The organism is Methylopila henanensis, assembly GCF_042681025.1.
GTDB lineage: Bacteria > Pseudomonadota > Alphaproteobacteria > Rhizobiales > Methylopilaceae > Methylopila > Methylopila henanensis.
Window position 1 is genome coordinate 15,456 of sequence record NZ_JBHUER010000009.1, and the last position, 19,679, is coordinate 35,134.

At 70.9% G+C, this 19,679-nt stretch carries 20 protein-coding genes, 1 other RNA gene and 1 pseudogene; 9 read left to right on the forward strand and 13 right to left on the reverse strand.

The genetic code is table 11. The features are described 5' to 3' along the window. Positions 1–36 precede the first annotated feature (36 nt). The gene (locus ACFSCV_RS12655; RefSeq protein ID WP_378799953.1) at positions 37–360 is read right to left on the reverse strand and encodes a hypothetical protein; all 324 of its coding nucleotides are present in this window, start codon (positions 358–360) and stop codon (positions 37–39) included. Positions 361–541: 181 nt separating this feature from the next. Between ACFSCV_RS12655 and ACFSCV_RS12660 the strand changes: the two genes are divergently transcribed. The 3 genes from ACFSCV_RS12660 to ACFSCV_RS12670 are packed head-to-tail and all read left to right on the forward strand — an operon-like array spanning position 542 to position 1,546. Continuing rightward, entirely contained in the window at positions 542–730 is a 189-nt protein-coding gene (locus tag ACFSCV_RS12660; protein ID WP_378799954.1) for a hypothetical protein, read from the forward strand. Then, on the forward strand, positions 727–1,149 hold the full coding sequence (locus tag ACFSCV_RS12665; protein WP_378799955.1) for a metallopeptidase family protein: 423 nt from the start codon (positions 727–729) through the stop codon (positions 1,147–1,149). The genes ACFSCV_RS12660 and ACFSCV_RS12665 overlap by 4 nt, the downstream gene beginning before the upstream one ends. A gap of 52 nt (positions 1,150–1,201) precedes the next feature. After that, the gene (locus tag ACFSCV_RS12670) at positions 1,202–1,546 is read left to right on the forward strand and encodes a YkvA family protein (RefSeq protein WP_378799956.1); all 345 of its coding nucleotides are present in this window, start codon (positions 1,202–1,204) and stop codon (positions 1,544–1,546) included. Between the two features lie 23 nt (positions 1,547–1,569). Here ACFSCV_RS12670 and ACFSCV_RS12675 read toward each other — a convergent pair whose 3' ends face one another. Together ACFSCV_RS12675 and ACFSCV_RS12680 are read right to left on the reverse strand one after the other, a co-directional pair. Next, positions 1,570–2,544 (reverse strand): NADPH:quinone oxidoreductase family protein, encoded by a 975-nt coding sequence (locus tag ACFSCV_RS12675; RefSeq protein WP_378799957.1) that lies wholly within the window; start codon positions 2,542–2,544, stop codon positions 1,570–1,572. Positions 2,545–2,599: 55 nt separating this feature from the next. Then, positions 2,600–3,148: a sigma-70 family RNA polymerase sigma factor gene (locus ACFSCV_RS12680; RefSeq protein ID WP_378800035.1), complete on the reverse strand. Its 549-nt coding sequence runs from the start codon at positions 3,146–3,148 to the stop codon at positions 2,600–2,602. Positions 3,149–3,425: 277 nt separating this feature from the next. On the opposite strand from ACFSCV_RS12680, the gene ACFSCV_RS12685 reads away from it, so the two are divergent. Beyond that, positions 3,426–3,965: a hypothetical protein gene (locus ACFSCV_RS12685; protein WP_378799958.1), complete on the forward strand. Its 540-nt coding sequence runs from the start codon at positions 3,426–3,428 to the stop codon at positions 3,963–3,965. Positions 3,966–3,977: 12 nt separating this feature from the next. Here ACFSCV_RS12685 and truA read toward each other — a convergent pair whose 3' ends face one another. From truA to def, 3 genes are read right to left on the reverse strand one after another with little or no spacing between them, the layout of a single operon-like run. Beyond that, positions 3,978–4,721, reverse strand: coding sequence for a tRNA pseudouridine(38-40) synthase TruA (gene truA / locus ACFSCV_RS12690; protein ID WP_378799959.1), 744 nt, complete (start codon positions 4,719–4,721; stop codon positions 3,978–3,980). 19 nt (positions 4,722–4,740) lie between these two features. Beyond that, the gene (gene fmt, locus ACFSCV_RS12695) at positions 4,741–5,673 is read right to left on the reverse strand and encodes a methionyl-tRNA formyltransferase (RefSeq protein ID WP_378799960.1); all 933 of its coding nucleotides are present in this window, start codon (positions 5,671–5,673) and stop codon (positions 4,741–4,743) included. Between the two features lie 22 nt (positions 5,674–5,695). After that, positions 5,696–6,259, reverse strand: coding sequence for a peptide deformylase (gene def, locus ACFSCV_RS12700; protein ID WP_378799961.1), 564 nt, complete (start codon positions 6,257–6,259; stop codon positions 5,696–5,698). 130 nt (positions 6,260–6,389) lie between these two features. Here def and ACFSCV_RS12705 point away from each other — a divergent pair, with 130 nt between their 5' ends. Then, entirely contained in the window at positions 6,390–7,544 is a 1,155-nt protein-coding gene (locus tag ACFSCV_RS12705; protein WP_378799962.1) for a DNA recombination protein RmuC, read from the forward strand. Positions 7,545–7,836: 292 nt separating this feature from the next. Here ACFSCV_RS12705 and recR read toward each other — a convergent pair whose 3' ends face one another. The 5 genes and pseudogenes from recR to ffs form a co-directional block, all read right to left on the reverse strand. Beyond that, positions 7,837–8,442 carry a recombination mediator RecR gene (gene recR / locus ACFSCV_RS12710; RefSeq protein ID WP_271199951.1) on the reverse strand — a complete coding sequence of 202 codons (606 nt, stop codon included), beginning with the start codon at positions 8,440–8,442 and terminating at the stop codon, positions 7,837–7,839. Between the two features lie 32 nt (positions 8,443–8,474). After that, a complete protein-coding gene (locus tag ACFSCV_RS12715) occupies positions 8,475–8,909 on the reverse strand; it encodes a hypothetical protein (RefSeq protein ID WP_378799963.1) in 435 nt (144 codons plus the stop codon). Positions 8,910–8,923: 14 nt separating this feature from the next. Then, positions 8,924–9,244, reverse strand: coding sequence for a YbaB/EbfC family nucleoid-associated protein (locus tag ACFSCV_RS12720; protein WP_378799964.1), 321 nt, complete (start codon positions 9,242–9,244; stop codon positions 8,924–8,926). Positions 9,245–9,262: 18 nt separating this feature from the next. Next, positions 9,263–11,071, reverse strand: a pseudogene (locus ACFSCV_RS12725) (DNA polymerase III subunit gamma/tau); the annotation flags it as partial. A gap of 62 nt (positions 11,072–11,133) precedes the next feature. Then, positions 11,134–11,231, reverse strand: an RNA gene (ffs, locus tag ACFSCV_RS12730) — signal recognition particle sRNA small type. Between the two features lie 76 nt (positions 11,232–11,307). On the opposite strand from ffs, the gene nudC reads away from it, so the two are divergent. Further along, positions 11,308–12,237 (forward strand): NAD(+) diphosphatase, encoded by a 930-nt coding sequence (nudC, locus tag ACFSCV_RS12735; RefSeq protein ID WP_378799965.1) that lies wholly within the window; start codon positions 11,308–11,310, stop codon positions 12,235–12,237. 3 nt (positions 12,238–12,240) lie between these two features. On the opposite strand, the gene ACFSCV_RS12740 is transcribed toward nudC, so the two are convergent. Both ACFSCV_RS12740 and ACFSCV_RS12745 read right to left on the reverse strand, forming a co-directional pair. Further along, positions 12,241–13,137 (reverse strand): prephenate dehydratase, encoded by an 897-nt coding sequence (locus tag ACFSCV_RS12740; protein ID WP_378799966.1) that lies wholly within the window; start codon positions 13,135–13,137, stop codon positions 12,241–12,243. Positions 13,138–13,141: 4 nt separating this feature from the next. Then, positions 13,142–13,906 (reverse strand): 3-deoxy-manno-octulosonate cytidylyltransferase, encoded by a 765-nt coding sequence (locus ACFSCV_RS12745; protein ID WP_378799967.1) that lies wholly within the window; start codon positions 13,904–13,906, stop codon positions 13,142–13,144. 222 nt (positions 13,907–14,128) lie between these two features. Between ACFSCV_RS12745 and ACFSCV_RS12750 the strand changes: the two genes are divergently transcribed. The 3 genes from ACFSCV_RS12750 to ACFSCV_RS12760 all read left to right on the forward strand — a co-directional run bounded on the left by ACFSCV_RS12750 (position 14,129) and on the right by ACFSCV_RS12760 (position 19,589). After that, entirely contained in the window at positions 14,129–15,589 is a 1,461-nt protein-coding gene (locus ACFSCV_RS12750) for a c-type cytochrome (protein WP_378799968.1), read from the forward strand. A 194-nt stretch (positions 15,590–15,783) separates the two neighbouring features. Then, positions 15,784–17,673, forward strand: coding sequence for an extracellular solute-binding protein (locus ACFSCV_RS12755; protein WP_378799969.1), 1,890 nt, complete (start codon positions 15,784–15,786; stop codon positions 17,671–17,673). Beyond that, positions 17,670–19,589, forward strand: a complete 1,920-nt coding sequence (locus tag ACFSCV_RS12760) for an extracellular solute-binding protein (protein WP_378799970.1) — start codon at positions 17,670–17,672, stop codon at positions 19,587–19,589. Before ACFSCV_RS12755 ends, ACFSCV_RS12760 begins: the two co-directional genes overlap by 4 nt. Positions 19,590–19,679 lie beyond the last annotated feature (90 nt).

The following is a 19,679-nucleotide window of genomic DNA, read 5'->3' on the forward strand; positions in this document are numbered from 1 at the left end:
CCGGACGCCCTGAGGTGGCAGGCTGTTGGTTAAGGATCAGTTGCCGATGCGGATGTTGAGGCCCGGCCGGTCGTCGTAGCGGCGGCGATCGACGTAGCGGCGGTCGTCATAACGACGGCGGTCGTCGCGATAGACCCGCCGCTCGTAGCGGTCGCGGTCCCGGGTGCACTCCTGCTGGCGCGTGATCCGGGTAACGCCGTTGCGCGTCACACGCTTCTCGACCGTGCGGCAGGCGACGTCCGTGACCGCCGGCGACACGGCGACCGTCCCGCGCGCGCCGATAGGCGCGGCGGAGGCCGGAGCGAACGCGAGAGCGCCAAGACCGGCGGCGAGGGCAGTCGACAGGATGAGGTTCTTCACGTCGTTTTCTCCGTCTAGGGCGCAGTCCGTCGTTGCGCTCGAACGGCGCATCTCGTTTCTGTTTTCTGTTCGTCGGGACTTCCGCTGGGACGCTGCGGGTCCTGTGCCGTTAAAACAACTGTGAGCGGAGTCCGTTCCGCGCGGAGCGCAAGAAATGACGAAAGACGAGCAGCGACGGGCGATGGCTCGACTGTCGGCCGCGGACGATCTTCTTGGCGGCTCGGCGCGCGAGACCATCGGATCGTCCGAGCCCGAAGACCGGACCGAGCTCTGGGCGCGCCGTTTCGGGCGCGGGCTCGCGATCCTCGCCTCGATCGGGCTGATCGCCTGGGTTCTCGCGAACCTCGCCGCTCAGGGAGGCGCCTCGTGAGCGTCGACTGGGCGGCCCTGGCCGCGCCGGACCTCGCCGAGTTCGAGCGGCTGGCCGAACAGGCCTACGCGCGCCTTCCCGAGGCGTTCCGCGCGCTCAGCAAAGGCGTCGTGCTGCGGATCGACGACTTCCCGACCGAGGACGTGCTGCGCGAGCTCGACGCCGAGACCGAGTTCGATCTGCTCGGCCTGTTCACGGGCGTCGGCCTCGCGCAGGGCGAGGAGATGTCCCGCACCGGCCAGATGCCGAACGTCGTGCATCTCTACCGGCGCCCGATCCTCGATTACTGGGCGGAGCACGACGAGACGCTCGGAGCGATCGTCACACACGTGCTGATCCATGAGATCGGCCATCATTTCGGCCTGTCCGACGAGGACATGGAAGCGATCGAGGCCGGCGCGGAAGCCGCCGAGGCTTGATCCCGCGCCCCGCCGTCGCCACGTGAACGGCGGGGTCGGCAGGAGGGACGCGATGGCCTTCAAGGGCGAGGATGCGGCGCGGCTGGCGCGCGACTTCTGGCCGAAGCTGAAGCGGGTGGCGCGGCATGTGCCCTTCGCGGAAGACGCGGTCGCCGCCTACTACTGCGCGATGGACCAGGAGACGCCGCATCATGTGCGCGCGACCCTGATCGGCGCGCTCGTCTATTTCGTGCTGCCGATCGACCTCACGCCGGACTTCCTGCCCGTGATCGGCTTCCTCGACGACGCCAACGTGCTCGCCGCGGCGCTCGCGACCGTGCGCCTGCATATGACTGACCGCCACCGCGAGGCCGCGCGCCGGACGCTCGCCGAGGAAGGGCTCGCGGACCCCGCCTGAGCGTCCCCGCCTGCGGCCGGAGCTCAGGGCTGGACGAGGATCTTGCCCTTGGCCTCCCGGCGGGCGATCCGGCCGATCGCCTCGGCCGTCTCCGCCATCGGCAGCACGGCGTCCACATGGGCGGAGATGTCGCCGTCCGCCGCCCAGCCGAACAGGCGGGCGAGCTCGGCCCTGTGCGCCGCGGGCTCGCGCTCGGCGTGCGCGCTCCAGAACACGCCGCGCACGTCCGCGCCCTTCAGCATCGGCAGGTTGAGCGGCAGCTTGGGGATGTCGCCCGCCGCGAAGCCGATCACCAGATGGCGTCCGCGCCACGCGAGCGCCCTGACCGAAGCCTCGGTCGCGTCGCCGCCGACGGGATCGTAGACCACGTCCACGCCGCGCCCGCCGGTCAGCTCCTTCAGCCGGAGCTTCAGGTCCTCGGTCGAATAGTCGATCAACTCGTCCGCCCCCCGCGAGCGCGCGAAGGCGAGCTTGTCGGCGGAAGAGGCGCAGGCGATCACCCGCGCGCCGAGCAGCTTGCCGATCTCGACCGCCGCGAGCCCGACGCCGCCGCTCGCGCCGAGCACGGCGAGCGTTTCGCCCCGCTTCAGCGCGCCGCGGTCGGCGAGCGCGTGCAGCGTGGTGCCGTAGGTGATGATGAGCCCCGCCGCCTTGTCGAGGCCAAGCTCGTCGGGCACCAGCGTCAGCGCCTCCGCCGCGACCACGACCTTCTCGCGGCACGCCCCGTAGCCCAGATAGCCGGCGACCCGGTCACCGACCGCAAGCCCCTCCACGCCGGGCCCGACCTCCGCCACCACGCCCGACATCTCGCCGCCGGGCGAGAACGGCAGCGCGGGCTTGGTCTGGTAGCGCCCGCGCGTGATCAGCGTGTCGAAGAAGTTGAGCGCGGCGTAGGCGACGTCGACCACGACCTCGCCGGGCCCCGCGACGGGATCGGGCAGCTCCGCAACGACGAGCGACTCGGGTCCGGCGAGTTCGACGCACAGCACGGCCAGCATGGAGGATCGGTCCTGAGGGGTTTGGGAGCGGGATGGGCCGGAGCGTCCGGCGCGGTCAGCTCGCGTCGACGAGGCCGTCGGTCTCGAGCCGCCGCCTCAGGCGGCTGAACGCGAGCCGGATGCGCGATTTCACGGTCCCGAGCGGCAGGCCTTCGGATTCCGCGATCTCGCTGTGCGAGCGCCCCTCGAAGAACGCCAGCCGCACGAGGTTGAACTGCTCCGGCGGCAGGGTCGCCATGGCCCGGCGCACGAAACCCTCGCGCTCGCTGGCGTCGAGCGCGGCGTCCGGCTGCGGCGCGTCGTCGATCGGGGAGACGGCGTCCTCGAGGTCCACGGTCTGGCCGCGGGCGCGACGCATCAGGTCGATCCTGCGGTTGCGCGCGATCCGATAGAGCCACGTGCCAACCGAGGACTTCTGCCGGTCGAACAGCCCGGCCTTGCGCCACAGCGCGACCATCGCGTCCTGAGCCACCTCCTCGGCCACGGCGGAATCCGCGCCGAGCCGCTGCAGATAGGCCGACAGCCGCGGCGCGTAATGGTCGAACAGCTCCGCGAACGCCTCGCGATCCTGCGATCGCGCCACGCGCTCGACCAGGTCCGCCATTCTCGCAGCGAGGCCGGGGGGCGTGTTCACCTGTCAGGGCACCTGAACGATGGGCCGGGCGAGCGGCCGGCGGCCGCGAACGATAGCGCCGTTTTCCACCGCTCACCAATCCCTGAAGATCCAAAGCCGCGCGGGTCGGCGAAATGGTCAAATTTTCTAAACTTTTGCCGTACGTTCATGCGGCGGGCGACCTCAAGCGCGCGGAACGCGCATCGGCCCGGCCACGGAGATTGCGCCGCCCTCACCGGCGGCCCGTAATGTGAAAGCGACGCCTACCATGAGCTTCAGCCTCCGCACCGCAACGGTCTTCGCCGTCGGCCTCATGCTTTCGTCGATCGGCGCCGAGTCCGCCCTTGCGCAGGCCGCGCAGTCGGCCCAGCCCGTCGAGCTCGGGAAGTACAACGCCTGGAACGCCTACTCGGCTCCGGGGAAGGGCGGCAAAATCTGCTACGCGCTGGCGCAGCCGACCTCGCGCCGGCCGAACGGGCTGAACCGCGATCCGGCCTATTTCTTCATCTCGAACCGGCCGCGGGAGAACGTCCGCAACGAGGTTAGCGTCGTGATCGGCTTCACCGCCAAGCCCGACAGCAAGGTCGAGATCGACATCGGCGGGACCGAATTCACGCTCTACCCGCGCGCCGACGGCGCCTTCATGCAGTCGGCCGAGGAAGAGGCGAAGTTCGTCGCCGCGCTGAAGGGCGCCCGCCGCAACATGACGATGAAGTCGACCTCGTTGCGCGGCAACGTCACCACCGACACCTATTCGGTCGCCGGCGTCACCGCCGCGATCGAGCGCATCGACCGCGAGTGCCGCTGAGGCCGGAGCGCCTCAGCCGGGATAGTCGACCTGCGCCAGCGTGAGGCCGTCGGGCGGCGCGACCGGGCCGCAGGCGGCGCGGTCGGCGCGCGCGAGCGCCGCCGCGAGGTCGTCGGCGCTCCAGCGCCCGATCCCGACCTGGGCGAGCGAGCCTACCATCGAGCGCACCTGGTTGTGCAGGAACGAGCGCGCGTTGGTGCGCACCACAACGCCGCCGTGCTCGCGCGTCACGTCCAGCCGGTCGAGCGTGCGCATCGGGCTGTTCGCTTGGCACTCCGCCGAACGGAAGGTGGTGAAGTCGTGCCGGCCGAGCAGCCGCTTGGCCGCGGCGTCCATGGCCTCCACGTCGAGCGGGCGCGGAATGCGCCAGGCGCGTCCGAGATCGAGCGCCAGCGGCGGCCTGCGGTCGACCAGCCGGTAGACGTAATGCCGCCGCGTCGCCGAGAACCGGGCGTCGAAATCGTCCGGCGCCGGGGCCGCGTCGAGCACGGCGACCGGCTGCGGCCTGAGATGGGCGTTGACAGCGTCGCGCACCGTGTCCGGCCGCCATGCACGCGAAAGGTCCACATGGGCGACCTGACCGCTCGCATGCACGCCGGCGTCGGTGCGTCCGGCGCCCTTCACCAGAACGGCCTCTCCGCAGAACGCGAGGAACGCGGCCTCCAGCGCGCCCTGCACGGACAGGCCGTTGATCTGGCGCTGCCACCCCGAGAAGGGCGCGCCGTCATATTCGATCAGCAGGCGGTAGCGCGGCATGGGCGTCAGCCGGCCGTCGTCACGACAGCCGGTCCCCGCGCGCGAGCCGGGCGCCGTTCAGGAACGCGGCGGCGTCGACCGGCCCCTTGCCGGCGCGCTGCAGGGTGACGAGCCTGAGCGCGCCCTCGCCGCAGGCGACGGTCAGGCGGTCGTCGAGCAGCTCGCCGGCCGCGCCGGCGCCGTCGGCGATCGCCGAGCGCAGGACCTTCACCCGCTCCGGTCCGCGCGGACCTTCGAACTCGAACCAGGCGCCGGGGAACGGCGACAGCCCGCGGATGTGGTCGTGCAGGCTTCGCGCAGGTCGCCCCCAGTCGATCCGCGATTCGGCCTTCTCGATCTTGGCGGCGTAGACGACGCCGTCCTCGCCTTGCGGCCGGAAGGTCAGCCCGCCGCGCGCGAGCGCGGCCGCGGCGCGCCCCATGAGATCGGCGCCAAGCGTCGACAGCCGGTCGTGCAGCTCGCCCGCGGTCTCGTCCGGCCCGATCGCGACGCGTTCGGCCATGGCGACCGGCCCGGTGTCGAGCCCCTCCTCCATGCGCATCACCATCACGCCGGTCTCGGCGTCGCCGGCCATGATCGCCCGCTGGATCGGGGCCGCGCCGCGCCAGCGCGGCAGCAGCGAGGCGTGCAGGTTGAGGCAGCCGAGCTCGGGCGCGTCGAGCGCCGCCTTCGGCAGGATCAGCCCGTAGGCCACCACGATCGCGGCGTCGGCTTCGTGCGCCGCGAAGGCCGCGATCGTCTCCGGATCGCGGAATGATTTCGGCGTCAGGACGGGGATCGCGAAACGGTCGGCGAGCGCGTGCGTCGGGCTCTTGCGCAGCTCCATGCCGCGGCCGGCGGGCTTCGGCGCGCGGGTGTAGACGGCCGCGACGTCGTGGCCCTGCCCCACCAGCTCCGACAGCACCGGCGCCGCGAAGTCCGGCGTGCCCATGAAGACGAGGCGCAAAGGCATGGGAGACGGCGGCCGGGGCCGCTCAGGCCTCGACCGGCTCCGGCGCGCGGCGCTCGCGCTTGGGGAAGCTCGGCAGCTCGCCGAGCGCGCGGGCCTTCTCGAACTTCTTGACCACGCGGTCGCGCTTCAGCCGCGAGATGTGGTCGATGAACAGCACGCCGTTGAGGTGGTCGATCTCGTGCTGGATGCAGACCGCGAGCAGGCCGTCGGCCTCCAGCTCCTGCTCCGCGCCCTCGCCGTCGAGATAGCGCACGGTCACGCGCGCCGGCCGCTCGACCTCCTCGTAATAGTCCGGGATCGACAGGCAGCCCTCGTCGTAGAGCTGCGTCTCGTCCGAGGCCTTCACGATCTCGGGGTTGATGAGGGTCAGCGGCTGCGGCTCCTCGTCCTTGCCCGCGAGGTCGATCGTCACGACCCGGCGGGCGACGCCGATCTGGATCGCGGCGAGGCCGATGCCCGCGCTCTCGTACATCGTCTCGAACATGGTGGCGACGAGCGCGCGCACCTCGTCGTCGACGCGCTCGACCGGCGCGCTGACGAGGCGGAGCTTCGAATCCGGGAGATAGACGAGCGGGGCGGCGGCCATGGCTGAATGCGCTGCTGATGCGTGGGGCGACGGACGTCCGCGGATAAGCCCTTGTGGCGCAAAGGTCAATGTGTTCATTATTTGTTCCGTAGACTGCTCCCGCCGCCTCGTCTCCTGTCGCGTAAAGCCCATGACCGATCCCCTGTTCTTCGTCGGCGGCCACGCCGTCTCGCTCGGCGAAACGCTCGCCGGCCTCGGCGCGGCCCTGCTCGGCGCGCTGCTGCTGACGCTGGTCGCGGTCGCGCGCGCCTCCGGCTCGCGCCGCCGCGAGGCGCGCGAGGCCGCGATCCGGCTGGCGGCGCTCGAACGCATGCAGGCCGAGGCGGCCGGACGGCTGCAGGCCTTCGCCTCCGCGCTCGGCGCCCGGCAGGCCGACCTCGCCCGCGGCGTGGCGGAGCGGCTCGACGCGGTCGGCGCGCGGGTCGGCGACGGGCTCGCCGCGAGCGGTCAGGCGACCGCCGAGCAGCTTTCGAAGCTAGAGGCCCGGCTCGCGGTGATCGACGCCGCCGGCGCGCAGATCGGCGCGCTCGCGAGCCAAGTGACGGACCTAAAGAGCATCCTCGCCAACAAGCCCGCGCGCGGCGCCTTCGGGCAGGGCCGCATGGAGGCGATCCTTCGCGACGCCCTGCCCCCCGCGGCTTACGCCTTCCAGGCGCGGCTTTCGACCGGCGTGCGGCCGGACGCGCTGATCCGGCTGCCCGGCGACGGCCGCGGCCTCGCCGTCGACGCCAAATTCCCGCTGGAGGGCTTCGAACGGCTGCGCCTCGCCGAAACGCCGGAGCAGACCAAGGCGGCGGAAGCGCGGGTGCGCGCCGACGTCGGCCGCCACGTCTCGGACGTCGCCGAAAAGTATCTGGTCGCCGGCGAGACCCAGGACGTGGCGCTGCTGTTCGTGCCCTCCGAGCAGATCCACGCCGAGCTCGCGGAACGGTTCGACGACGTGGTCGCGCGCGCCCACCGGGCGCGGGTGCTGATCGTGTCGCCCTCGCTGCTGATGCTCGCGGTGCAGGTGGTGCAGGGCCTGACGCGCGACGCCGCCATGCGCGAGCAGGCGCATCTGCTGCAGGCCGAGGTCGGCCGCCTCATCGACGACGTCCGCCGCGTCGGCGAGCGCGTCGACAAGCTGAAGGTCCATTTCGGACAGGCGGTCGGCGATCTCGACCAGATTTCGATCTCGGCGGAGAAGATCGCCCGCCGCGGCGCGCGGCTCGAACAGATGGAGCTCGGCCTCGCCGCCGAGCCGCAGGCGCTGCCGAACCCGCTCAAGCGCGACGCGGCGGAGTGACGATCGCCCGTCATCCCCGACGGCCGGAGGCCGATCCGGGATCGTCGTCCGGATGTCCGGCGGCGCTCGACGTCCGACATGGATGGTCCGGTCAAGCCGGACCATGACGAGGGCGCTGTGGAGGACGATCCCGGCTCTCCGCCCCGCGGACGTGGACCGGGAAGGGCGCCGTCATGCCCGCGCTTGTCGTGCGGGTATCCACGACTTGGGCGTAGAGCGCTGACCAAAGTCGTGGATACCCGGCTTCGCCGGGCATGACGCTGATCTCGTCCGACGCGGCGCGCGCCTTCGCTCAGAAGGTCGTGCGGCTTCGGATCGCCGCCGCCAGCGTGCCGTCGTCGAGATAGTCGAGCTCGCCGCCGACGGGCACGCCGTGGGCGAGGCGCGTGACCTTCACGTCGCAGTCGGCGAGCAGGTCGGTGACGTAATGCGCGGTGGTCTGGCCCTCGACGGTGGCGTTCACCGCGAGGATGACCTCCTTGACCTCCGGGTCGCGCGCGCGGTCGGCGAGCGTCGCGAGGTTGAGGTCCTCCGGCCCGCGGCCGTCGAGCGCGGACAGCGTGCCCCCGAGCACGTGGTAGCGCGCGGCGATGGCGCCTGCCCGCTCCAGCGCCCAGAGGTCGGAGACGTCCTCCACCACCACGATCAGCGAGGGGTCACGGCGCGGGTCGCGGCAGACGGCGCAGGGGTCCTGCGTGTCGACATTGCCGCAGACCGAGCATTCCGCCACCCGCTCGCAGGCGATCCGCATCGCCTCCGAAAGCGGCTCCAGCAGCCGATCCTTGCGCGTGAGCAGGTGCAGCGCCGCCCGCCGCGCCGAACGCGGCCCGAGCCCCGGCAGCTTCGCGAGAAGCTGGATCAGGCGCTCGATCTCGGGGCCGGCGGGATTGCGGGACATTGGCGTTAAACGTGCGACGGGCGGTCAGGAAGTCACGCCGCGATCACCCTTTCGAGGCCGCGCTCGAATGTCCAGTTTTCTGCAAAGCATTCGAATGTCTCGTCACGAAAATAGAAAAGGAAATGGCGATCCCCTTCGCCAATGGGCGCCCGGATATTCCAGTCGGTCGGCGCGCTCCGACGATCGTCGGGTCCAATCAGTTCGTAAAACTCGCCCCAGTTCGGAGCAATCCCGCTGTACCGACACTGACCCAGATACCAACCTTCGTCGTTGGTGCTGCCAAGTCGCCAGGCGGAGCTGTTCTGAAAACTAAGGCGTCCGACCTCTTCCTCGCTCGCGGCATAAGCGTGATGATTCAGGTAGAACTCCAGACGAACCCAGCTCCCCTCGACTTCGACCTTGGGCTCAGGCGCATTCGGCTCGGCGTTCCATCCTTCACTCAAGAGCTTGAAGGTGGGATTTGCCATGCTCGTCCCCAGCCTCAGAACAGTTTCAGGCCCGGCGGGATCGGCAGGCCGGCGGTCAGGCCCTGCATCTTCTCCTGCACCGCGGCCTCGGCCTTCGCGCGGGCGTCGGCGTGGGCCGCGACGATCAGGTCCTCGAGGATCTCGACGTCCTCGGGCTTCAGCAGCGTGGGGTCGATCTTCAGGCCGCGCAGGTCGCCCTTGGCGGACAGCGTCACGTTGACCAGCCCGCCGCCGGCGGCGCCCTCGACCGTCACCTGGTCGAGCTCCCCTTGCGCCTCCTGCATCTTCTGCTGGAGCTCCTTGGCCTTCGCCATCATGCCCATGATGTCGCGCAACGCGGCCTCCTCGAAGGTTCAGAAATCGTCGGTTTCGTCTTCGGCCGCAGGTAGGGCGTCGATCGCCGCGGCGTCAAGCGCGGCCTCCTCCGGCGCGGCCTGCCGCTCGCGCACGTCGACGATCACCGCGCCCGGCATCCGGTCGAGAATCGCGCGCACATGGGGGTGGGCCTGAACGCCCTCGAGCCGGGCGGCGGCCGCGGCCTCGCGGGTCTCGTGGATGGTCGGCGCGCCCTCGCCGGCCGCGACCGCGACCATCCAGCGCTGGCCGGTCCAGTCCAGGAGCCGCTTGCCGATGGCGCCGGCGAGATCGGGCGCGGCGTCCTCCGTCGGCTGGAACTCCAGGACGCCCTCGTCGAAGCGGACGACGCGCACCTGCCGCTCCAGCCAGCCCTGCATGAGGATGTCGCGGTTCTTCGCGGCGATCGCGACCAGATCCTCGAACCGCGACAGCCGCACCAGCGGCGCCTGTTCGGTCCGGGCGACCGCGACGGGGACCGCCTCCATGCGCGGCGGGGCCTGCGCGGCCTCGGGCGCGCGCGCCATGGCCGTCGCGGGGCCGAGCCGCGCGGGGGCCATCGCCTCCGGTCCGCGCGGTCCGCCCGAAGGCCCGGACGGCGGCGGCCCGCCGCGCGGGGGCGACGGCTCGGCGCCTTCGAGCGCCCTCAGCGCCTCGTCCGGCGTCGGCAGGTCGGCGGCGTGGGCGAGGCGCACCAGCACCATGTCGGCGGCCTGCGCCGGCTTCGGCGCGACCTGCACCTCGGCGACGCCCTTCAGCAGCATCTGCCAGGCGCGGGTCAGCGCGCGCATGGAGACGCCCTCGGCGAAGGCCTTTCCGCGCAGCCGCTCGGATTCGCTGAGCGTCGGGTCGTCGGCCGCTTTGGGCGCGAGCTTGATGCGCGTGACGAGGTGGACGGTCTCGGCGAGGTCGGTCAGCACCGCGACCGGGTCGGCCCCGGAATCATAGGCGTTGCGGAAGCCGTCGAGCGCGGCCCCGACGTCGCCGCGCATGACCGCCTCGAACAGGTCGAGCACGCCGGCGCGGTCGGCGAGGCCGAGCATGCCGCGCACGGCCTCCGCCCGCACGTCGCCCTGGCCGTGGGCGATCGCCTGATCGAGCAGCGACAGCGCGTCGCGCACCGAGCCTTCGGCCGCGCGGGCGACGACGGCGAGCGCCTCGTCCTCGATCGTCACGCTTTCGGCGTCGCAGACGCGCTTCAGATGCGCGGAGAGCTCGTCGGCGGCGACGCGGCGCAGCGAGAACGACTGGCAGCGCGACAGCACCGTCACCGGCACCTTGCGAATCTCGGTGGTGGCGAACACGAACTTCACATGCGGCGGCGGCTCCTCCAGCGTCTTGAGGAACGCGTTGAAGGCGCTCGTGGAGAGCATGTGCACTTCGTCGATGATGAAGACCTTGTAGCGCGCCATCACCGGCGCGTAGTGCACGGTCTCCAGGATCTGGCGGACGTCGTTGACGCCGGTGTGGGAGGCGGCGTCCATCTCCACCACGTCCACGTGGCGCGACTCCATGATCGCCTCGCAGTGGACGCCGGGGGTCGCCAGGTCGACGGTCGGGCCGCCCTGCCCGTCGGCGGTCTCATAGTTCAGCGCGCGGGCGAGGATGCGGGCGGTGGTGGTCTTGCCGACGCCGCGCACGCCCGTGAGGATCCACGCCTGCGCGATCCGGCCGGAGGCGAAGGCGTTGCGCAGCGTGCGCACCATCGGCTCCTGGCCGATCAGGTCCTCGAAGCGCTGCGGCCGGTACTTTCGGGCGAGGACGCGGTAGGGCGCGGGGGTCGTCATGCGAAGCCGCGCCGCGGTCGGCGGCGGGCGGAAGGATCGACGCCTGCCGTCATCGCGCGCCCCGCCGGCTGATCAAAGGAAGAGGTGGGAGGTCGGACGACGACCCGTATCGGTCTCGTTGGGGCTGCTTCCTTTCGGACCTGACCCGGTTGGCGAGGAACACGCCCATCGCCAACCTCCCGTGCGCTATATGGACCGCCGACGGGGCGCCTTGCAAGGGCGCCCGCGCCGAGACCCGATCCTGTGGCGGAACCCCGATGACTGACGCCCTCCCCGCGCCCGACCTCGCAGATCTCGGCTACGCCGGGCTCGCGCTCGACCGCTGCGGCGAGCGGCGGGACCGGCCGGGCTTCCTTGACCGCGTGGAGGCCGACCCGCGGGCGCGGTTCGCTCTGTTCCTCGGCGAGCGCGCGGTGCTCGCGGAACAGGGCGGCGCGCTCGATCCGCTGTTCGACCGGGCGGCCGCCGCGACGTTCGGCGCTCCGATCCGCCATGTCTTTCTCGGGCTCGACGGCGACGTTCCCTGCTTCGCAGCCGAACTCGACGAAGGCGTCGAAGCGGCGCTCCCGCCGGGCGTCGCGGCCGAGGACCTGCGCGCGGTCGCGAGCGACGGACGGCTCGCGGGCTCCGCGCTCGCGCTCGCCGGCTACGCCAAGAGCATGCTGCGCTGGCACGCCCGCAACGGCTTCTGCGCCAATTGCGGCGCTCCGAGCGTCATGGCCGGCGGCGGCTGGCGGCGCGCCTGCCCGGCCTGCGGCGCGGTCCACTTCCCCCGCACAGACCCGGTCGCGATCATGCTGGTGACCCATGGCGGGCGCTGCCTGCTCGGGCGACAGGCGCGGTTCCGGCCCGGCATGTGGTCCTGCCTCGCGGGCTTCGTGGAGCCCGGCGAGACGCTGGAGGACGCGGTCCGGCGCGAGACCTTCGAGGAGGCGGGGGTGCGGGTCGGGCGCGTGGCCTACGCCTTCTCGCAGCCCTGGCCGTTCCCGTCGCAGCTCATGGTCGGCATGGTCGGCGAGGCGCTCGACGACGCGCTGACACCGGACCTCGAGGAGCTGGAGGACGCGCGCTGGTTCAGCCGCGAGGACGCGCGGCGCATGCTGGCGGGCGACCACCCGGAGGGCCTGACCGCGCCGCCCGCCGCCGCGATCGCGCATCACCTGCTGCGCGCGTTCGTCGCCGGCTGACGCTCAGGGCCGCGACTGCATCGCGGCCTGCGCCTCGAGCGCCCGGGCGGAGACCCGGAAGGCGTGCGCGGGATAGACGCCGAGGATCGCGAACTCCGACGAGAAGAACCGCAGCTCGTCGAGCGCGCGCTTCAGCCCCGGGTCCTTCGGGTGGCCCTCGACGTCGGCGTAGAACTGTGTGGCCACGAAGGCGCCGTCGAGCTGGTAGCTCTCGAGCTTCGTCATGTTGACGCCGTTGGTCGCGAACCCGCCGAGCGCCTTGTAGAGCGCGGCCGGGATGTTGCGCACCTTGAACACGAAGGTGGTGACGGTGAGCCCGCGGTTCGCCGGCGCCCAGGCCTTCTTCGCCGAGAGCACCACGAAGCGGGTCGTGTTGTTGGGGAAGTCCTCGATGTCGCGGGCGAGGATCTCGAGCCCGTACTCCTTCGCCGCGAGCTCCGAGGCGATGGCGGCGCGCGAAACGTCGCCGGCGTCGCGTATCTCGCGTGCGGAACCGGCGGTGTCGGCGCCGATCAGCGGCGTCAGGCCGAGCTTGCGCAGCGTCGCGCGGCACTGGCCGAGCGCCTGCACATGGCTCTGCGCCGAGCGGATCGTGTCGAGCGTCGCGCCCTTCACCGCCATGAGCTGGTGGTGGATCGGCATGAAGAACTCGCCGACGATGTGAAGCTTCGCCGAGGGCAGCAGGTGGTGGATGTCGGCGACCCGGCCGTTGGCCGAGTTCTCGATCGGGATCATGCCGAGCTCCGCCCGCCCCGAGACGACGGCCTCAAGCGCGTCCTCGAAGCTCGGGCAGGCCAGCGCCTCCCATCCGGGATAGGCCGCGTCGCAGGCCATGTGGGAGTTGGCGCCGGGCTCGCCCTGATAGGCGATCACGCGTGGGCCAGGCTGGGTTTCGGACATCCGCTCAGGCCCCCTCGGCCGCGTAGATCAGCATCTGGCGCGCACGCTCCAGATCCTCGGGCGTGTCGACGCCGAGCGGAACCGTGTCGACCTTGACCGCGTCGATTCGCATGCCGGCCTCCAGCGCCCGAAGCTGTTCGAGCCGCTCGCGCCGTTCGAGCGGCGACGGCGGCAGCTTGACGAAGCGCTCCAACGCCGCACGACGATAGGCGTAGAGCCCGATGTGATGGTGCAGCGGCCCGGGCCCGTGCGGCGCGGTGGCGCGTGTGAAGTAGAGGCAGCGGAAGCGGCCGGGCGCGATCTCCGCGCCCACCATCTTCACCACGTCCGGCGAGGTCCGCTCCTCCTCGCGCGTGATCTCGGCGACCAGCGTCGCGACGTCGACCTCCGGGTCCTGCAGCGGTCCGAGCGCCGCGCGCACCACCGTCGCCTCGACCGTCGGCAGGTCGCCCTGAACGTTCACGATAACGTTGAAGTCCTGCTCGGGATCAAGCGTCTGAAGCGCCTCGTAAATCCGGTCCGAGCCGGAAGGGTGGTCCGCGCGGGTCAGGACCGCCTGTCCGCCGGCGCCCGCGACGATCTCGGCGACCTCGCCGGAATCCGTCGCCACCACCACGGGCCCCACTCCCGCCTCCATCGCCCGCCGCCAGACATGGAGAATCATCGGCTCGCCATGGATGTCGGCCAGCGGCTTGCGCGGCAGCCGGGTCGCGGCGAGGCGCGCCGGGATGAGCACCAGCGGGCGCAGGGGGGATCGGACGGTGGGCATCGGGACGGTCCGCGGGTTCGTCGAAAGGCGGGGAGGCCGCCGCGTTCCAGGCGGCGGTATTTAGGCGCAGGGGGTGATAGCCGAGTTGCGAACGTTCGGCAAAAACGGCTAGCGTCCGCGCGCCATAAAAAGGAAACGCTCAGCGACGTCCGCGCCTTGGCGTGGATTTCTGGAATTCGGCCAATTATCGTCGCGCCGCCCAAGGGGGAATTCGGAGAGGACATGGACGCCTTCGAGCTCAACAAGATCGCCGGCGCTGTGCTCGGCACGCTGACTGTCGTGCTGGGCGTCAAAGCCATCTCGACAGAGGTCTTCAAGTCGCACGAGCCCAAGAAGCCGGGCTACGAGATCGCCGAGCAGCAGCCCGGGGGCGCGCCGGCGCCGGCGGCGGGCGAAGGCGCGGGCGTGCTCGCGCTGCTCGCCAAGGGCGACGCGACCAAGGGCGAGCAGGCCGCCAAGAAGTGCGGCGCCTGTCACTCCTTCGACAAGGGCGGCGCCGCCAAGGCCGGCCCGAACCTCTACGGCATCATCGGCCTGAAGCACGCCCACCAGGAGGGCTTCGGCTACTCCGCCGCGATGAAGGGCACGACCGACAAGACCTGGGACTTCGAGTCCATGGACAAGTGGCTCGAGAACCCGAAGGGCTACATCTCCGGCACCTCGATGGCCTTCGCCGGCATCAAGAACCCGGAAGAGCGCGCCAACCTCATCACCTATCTCAACAAGAACTCCGACAAGCCGCTCGACGTCCCGGCGGCGCCCGCCGGCGGCGCGGCGCCCGCGGCTGCGGCCGGCGGCGGAGCCGACGACTTCACGGCCAAGGTCGCCGCGGCCGATCTCAAGAAGGGCGAGCAGGCCTCCAAGAAGTGCGGCGCCTGCCACTCCTTCGACAAGGGCGGCGCGGCCAAGGCGGGTCCGAACCTCTACGGCATCATCGGCCTCAAGCACGCGCATCAGGAGGGCTTCGGCTACTCCGCGGCGATGAAGGGCACGGCCGACAAGACCTGGGACATCGAAGCCATGAACAAGTGGCTCGAGAACCCGAAGGGCTACATCCCCGGCACCTCGATGGCCTTCGCCGGCATCAAGAGCGTCGACGAGCGCGCCAACCTGATCGGCTGGCTGAACAAGAACTCCGACAAGCCGCTCGAGCTCGGCGCCGCGGCGCCGGCCGCTCCTGCCGCTCCCGCGGCGGCCCCGGCCGCCCCCGCCGCTCCGGCGGAAGAGAAGAAGACGGAGGCTCCGGCCGCGCCGGCGGCTCCCGCCGCCCCTGCGGCTCCGGCCGAGGAGAAGAAGGCCGACGCCCCGGCGGCGCCAGGCGCCTCGCCGATCGCCGAGCGGCTCGCCTCCGCCGACCCGGCCGTGGGCGAGAAGATCGTCGGCCAGCAGTGCGGCGTCTGCCACACCTTCAAGAAGGGCGAGGCCGCCGGCGCCGGTCCGAACCTCTACGGCATCGTCGGCCTCAAGCACGGCCATCAGGAGGGCTTCGAGTACTCCGACGAGCTGAAGGCGAAGCCGGGCAACTGGGATTTCGAGCAGCTCGACAAGTGGCTGACCAACACCGAGGAATACGCTCCCGGCACGATGATGATCTTCGAGGTCGAGGATCCGCAGGAGCGGGCGAACATCATCGCCTATCTCAACAAGAACTCGGACAACCCGGCGCCGCTTCCGGGCAAGTGATCCCGGCCGCGGCCTGACGGGCGCGACGATCGAGGCCGGGCCGCAAGCCCGGCCTTTTTCGTGTCCGGGCCACGCTCGGGGCTTGGCTTCGGCGTCACGTTCGCGTCAGGCTGTCGCCTCGTCTGGAACGCGCCATGTTTCGCGACATAATGCCGACCGCCCTTTGACGCCGTCCGAAAGGTCTCCAGCCGCCCATGCCGCTACGCCTCTCCGCCGCCATGGCCGCCTTCGCGCTCGCTTTCGCATCCCCCGCCCTCGCGCAGGAGACGCCGTCGACGCCCCCGGCAGCCGCGGAGATCAAGGCCCCGGACGCGGACCAGTGGAAACACGGCCTGTCGCTGTTCGGCGACGTGAAGTATCCGGCGGACTTCAAGCACTTCGACTACGTCAACCCGGACGCGCCCAAGGGCGGCGCGGCGCGGCTCGCGACCATCGGCACCTTCGACAGCCTCAACGGCTTCATCCGCAAGGGCAATCCGGCGGCAGGCTCGGGCCTGATCTACGACGCGCTGATGACCAGCTCCTATGACGAGCCGGCGACCGAGTACGGCCTGATCGCGGAAAGCGTGCGCCACCCCGCCGACTGGTCGTCGGTGACGTTCCGGCTGCGGCCCGAAGCGAAGTTCCACGACGGTTCGCCGATCACCGTCGCCGACGTCATCTGGTCGTTCGAGACGCTGAAGCGCATCAACCCCATGATGTCGTTCTACTACAAGGACGTGACCAAGGCCGAGGAGACCGGCGAGCGCGAGGTCACCTTCACCTTCGCCGGCCCCGGCAACCGCGAACTGCCGCAGATCATGGGCCAGCTCCAGATCCTGTCGAAGGCCTGGTGGGAGGGGACGGACGCGCAGGGCCGCAAGCGCAACATCGAGGAAGGCACGCTGGAGAAGCCGGTCGGCTCCGGACCCTACCGGGTCAAGGACATGGCGCCCGGCCGTTGGATCGCCTACGAGCGCGTGCCGGACTACTGGGGCAAGGACCTCCCCGTCCGCAAGGGCGTGAACAATTTCGACGAGCTGCGCTTCGACTACTTCCGCGACACGACCGTGCTGGTCGAGGCGTTCAAGGGCGGCCAGTACGACTGGCGCGAAGAGAACAGCGCCAAGAACTGGGCGACCGCCTACAAGTTCCCGGCGGCGGACGAGAAGCGCGTGATCCTCGAGACCTTCAAGGACACCGAATCCGGCCGGATGCAGGGCTACGCCTTCAACACGCGGCGCGACAAGTTCAAGGATCCCCGGGTGCGAAGGGCGTTCAACCTCGCCTTCGACTTCGAGGAGATCAACAAGACGATCATGTTCGGGAGCTACGTCCGGATCGACAGCTACTTCCACGGCACCGAGCTGGCGTCGAAGGGGCTGCCTGAGGGGAAGGAGCTCGAGATCCTCGAAAGCGTCCGGGACAAGGTCCCGGCCGAGGTCTTCACCACCGAATACAAGAACCCGGTCGGCGGTTCGCCGGAGCAGGCGCGCGCCAATCTGCGCGAGGCGGTGCGGCTGCTGCGGGAGGCCGGCTGGGAGGTCAAGGACCGCCGGCTCGTCAACGCCAAGACCGGCGAGCGCATGACGGTCGAGTTCATTTACGGCGACCCGAGCGCGGAGCGCATCCTCAGCTTCTACGCGCCGGCGCTGGAGCGGCTCGGCGTCGAGGTGCGGCAGCGCCTGCTCGACGACAGCCAGTACATCAACCGCATCCGCTCCGGCGACTTCGACGTCATCACCATGGGCTGGGGCCAGTCGCTCTCGCCCGGCAACGAGCAGCGCGACATGTGGGGCTCGGAGGCCGCGGACCGGCCCGGCTCGCAGAACGTCGTCGGCATCAAGGACGCCGGGATCGACGCGCTGATCGAGAAGATCGTCTACGCCAAGGACCGCGAGGAACTGACCGCCGCGACCCGGGCGCTCGACCGCGTGCTGCTGGCGCACAACTTCGTCGTGCCGCAGTTCACCTCGGTCGAGGACCGCACCGCGCGCTGGAACCGCTTCTCCCGCCCCGACAACCTGCCGCCGCGCGGCGCGCTGTTCCCGACCCTGTGGTGGTGGGACGCCGAGAAGGCGAAGGCGACCGGGGGCCGTTCGTGAGCGAGGGCGTCTCGCGGCGGGGCGCGCTCGCCTACGCCGGCGCTGCGGCCGCGTTCGGCCTGTTCCCGGCGGCGGTCCGCGCCGAGACCGAAGGCGCTCCGGCGGCGCCCGCGGCGGCCGAGGGCGACCCGAAGGCCTTCGGGCCCGAGCGCCACGGCCTGTCGGCGTTCGGCGAGCTGAAATACGGCCCCGACTTCAAGGCGTTCGACTATGTGCGCGCCGACGCGCCCAAGGGCGGCTCCTACTCCCAGACGCCGTCCACGGTCGCGCTGAACCAGAACTTCACCACCTTCAACACGCTCAACGCCTACATCCTGAAGGGCGACGGCGCCGCGGGCATGGAGCTCGTCTTCGACACGCTGATGACGCGCGCCTATGACGAGCCGGACGCGCTCTACGGCCTCGTCGCGCAGTCGGTCGCGGTGTCGGGCGACGGGCTCGCCTTCCGGTTCCGCCTGCGGCCCGAGGCGCGCTTCCACGACGGCTTGCGGCTCACCGCCGAGGACGTGAAGTGGTCGTTCGAGACGCTGAAGGCCAAGGGCCACCCGCTGATCGCCCAGCAGATCCGCGACCTCGAGGGCGTCGAGGTCGAGGGCGAAGGCGTCGTGGTGCTGCGGCTCTCGCCGAAGCGCACCCGCGACCTGCCGCTGACGCTCGCCGGCCTGCCGATCTTCTCCAAGGCCTGGTACGCGACCCGCGATTTCGACGCCGCGACCCTGGAGGCGCCGCTCGGCTCCGGCCCCTACAAGGTCGGCCGCGTCGAGCCCGGCCGCAACATCACCTTCGAGCGCGTCGCGGACTGGTGGGCGAAGGACCTCCCCGTCAACGCCGGGCAGTTCAACTTCGACCGCGTCCGCTACGAGTTCTTCCGCGACCGGGCGGTCGCGTTCGAGGCCTTCAAGGGCAAGGCCTATCTGTTCCGCGAGGAGTTCACCTCGCGCGTCTGGGCCACGGGCTACGACTTCCCCGCGGTGCGCGAGGGCAAGGTCCGGCGCGAGACGCTGCCGGACCTGACGCCGTCGGGCGCGCAGGGGCTGTGGCTCAACCTGCGCCGGCCGAAGTTCCAGGACCCGCGGACCCGCGCCGCCATCACGCTCGCCTTCGATTTCGAGTGGATGAACAAGAACCTGATGTTCGACGCCTACAAGCGCACGGCCTCGGTGTTCCAGGGCGCGCCGGAGATGATGGCGACGGGCGTCGCCGAGGGCGCCGAGCTCGCTCTGCTGGAGCCGTTCCGCGGCAAGATCCCGGACGAGGCGTTCGGCGAGCCGCTCACGCCGCCGGTCTCCGACGGCTCGGGCCAGGACCGCGCGCTGCTGCGCCAAGGCGCGAAGCTGCTGCGCGAGGCCGGCTGGACCACCCAGGGCGGCCGTGCGACCAACGCCGCCGGCGAGGCGCTGACGATCGAGTTCCTCGAATTCGAGCCGTCGTTCGAGCCGCACCTGAGCGCCTTCATCAAGAACCTGAAGGTGCTGGGGATCGAGGGGACCATCCGGCAGGTCGACCCGGCGCAGTTCCAGCAACGCACCAACAGCTTCGACTTCGACGTGGTCAGCCGGCGCATGTCGATGAGCCCGACGCCGGGCGAAGGTCTGCGGCAGGTCTACTCGTCCGAATCCGCGAACCTGCCCGGCTCGCAGAACCTGTCCGGAGTCGCCAACCCGGCGGTGGATTCGCTGATCGAGACCATGATCGCCGCAAAAAGCCGGGACGAGCTCCATGTCGCCGCCCGCGCGCTCGACCGTGTGCTGCGCGCGCTCCGGACCTGGGTCCCGGCCTGGTACAAGGACACGCACACCCTCGCCTACTGGGACGCCTACGGCCGCCCGCCGGAGAAGCCGCGCTTCACCCGCGGCACGCTGGAGACGTGGTGGTGGGAGGCGGACAAGGCCGAAAAGGCGGGGGTGAAGGCGTGAGCGATCGGCTCGGACAGGCGACGCGCCCGGCGAAGCCGGTTATCCACGACTTCGGCGCGGGGCGCGGGCCTTCACCTCTCCCCGGCGGGG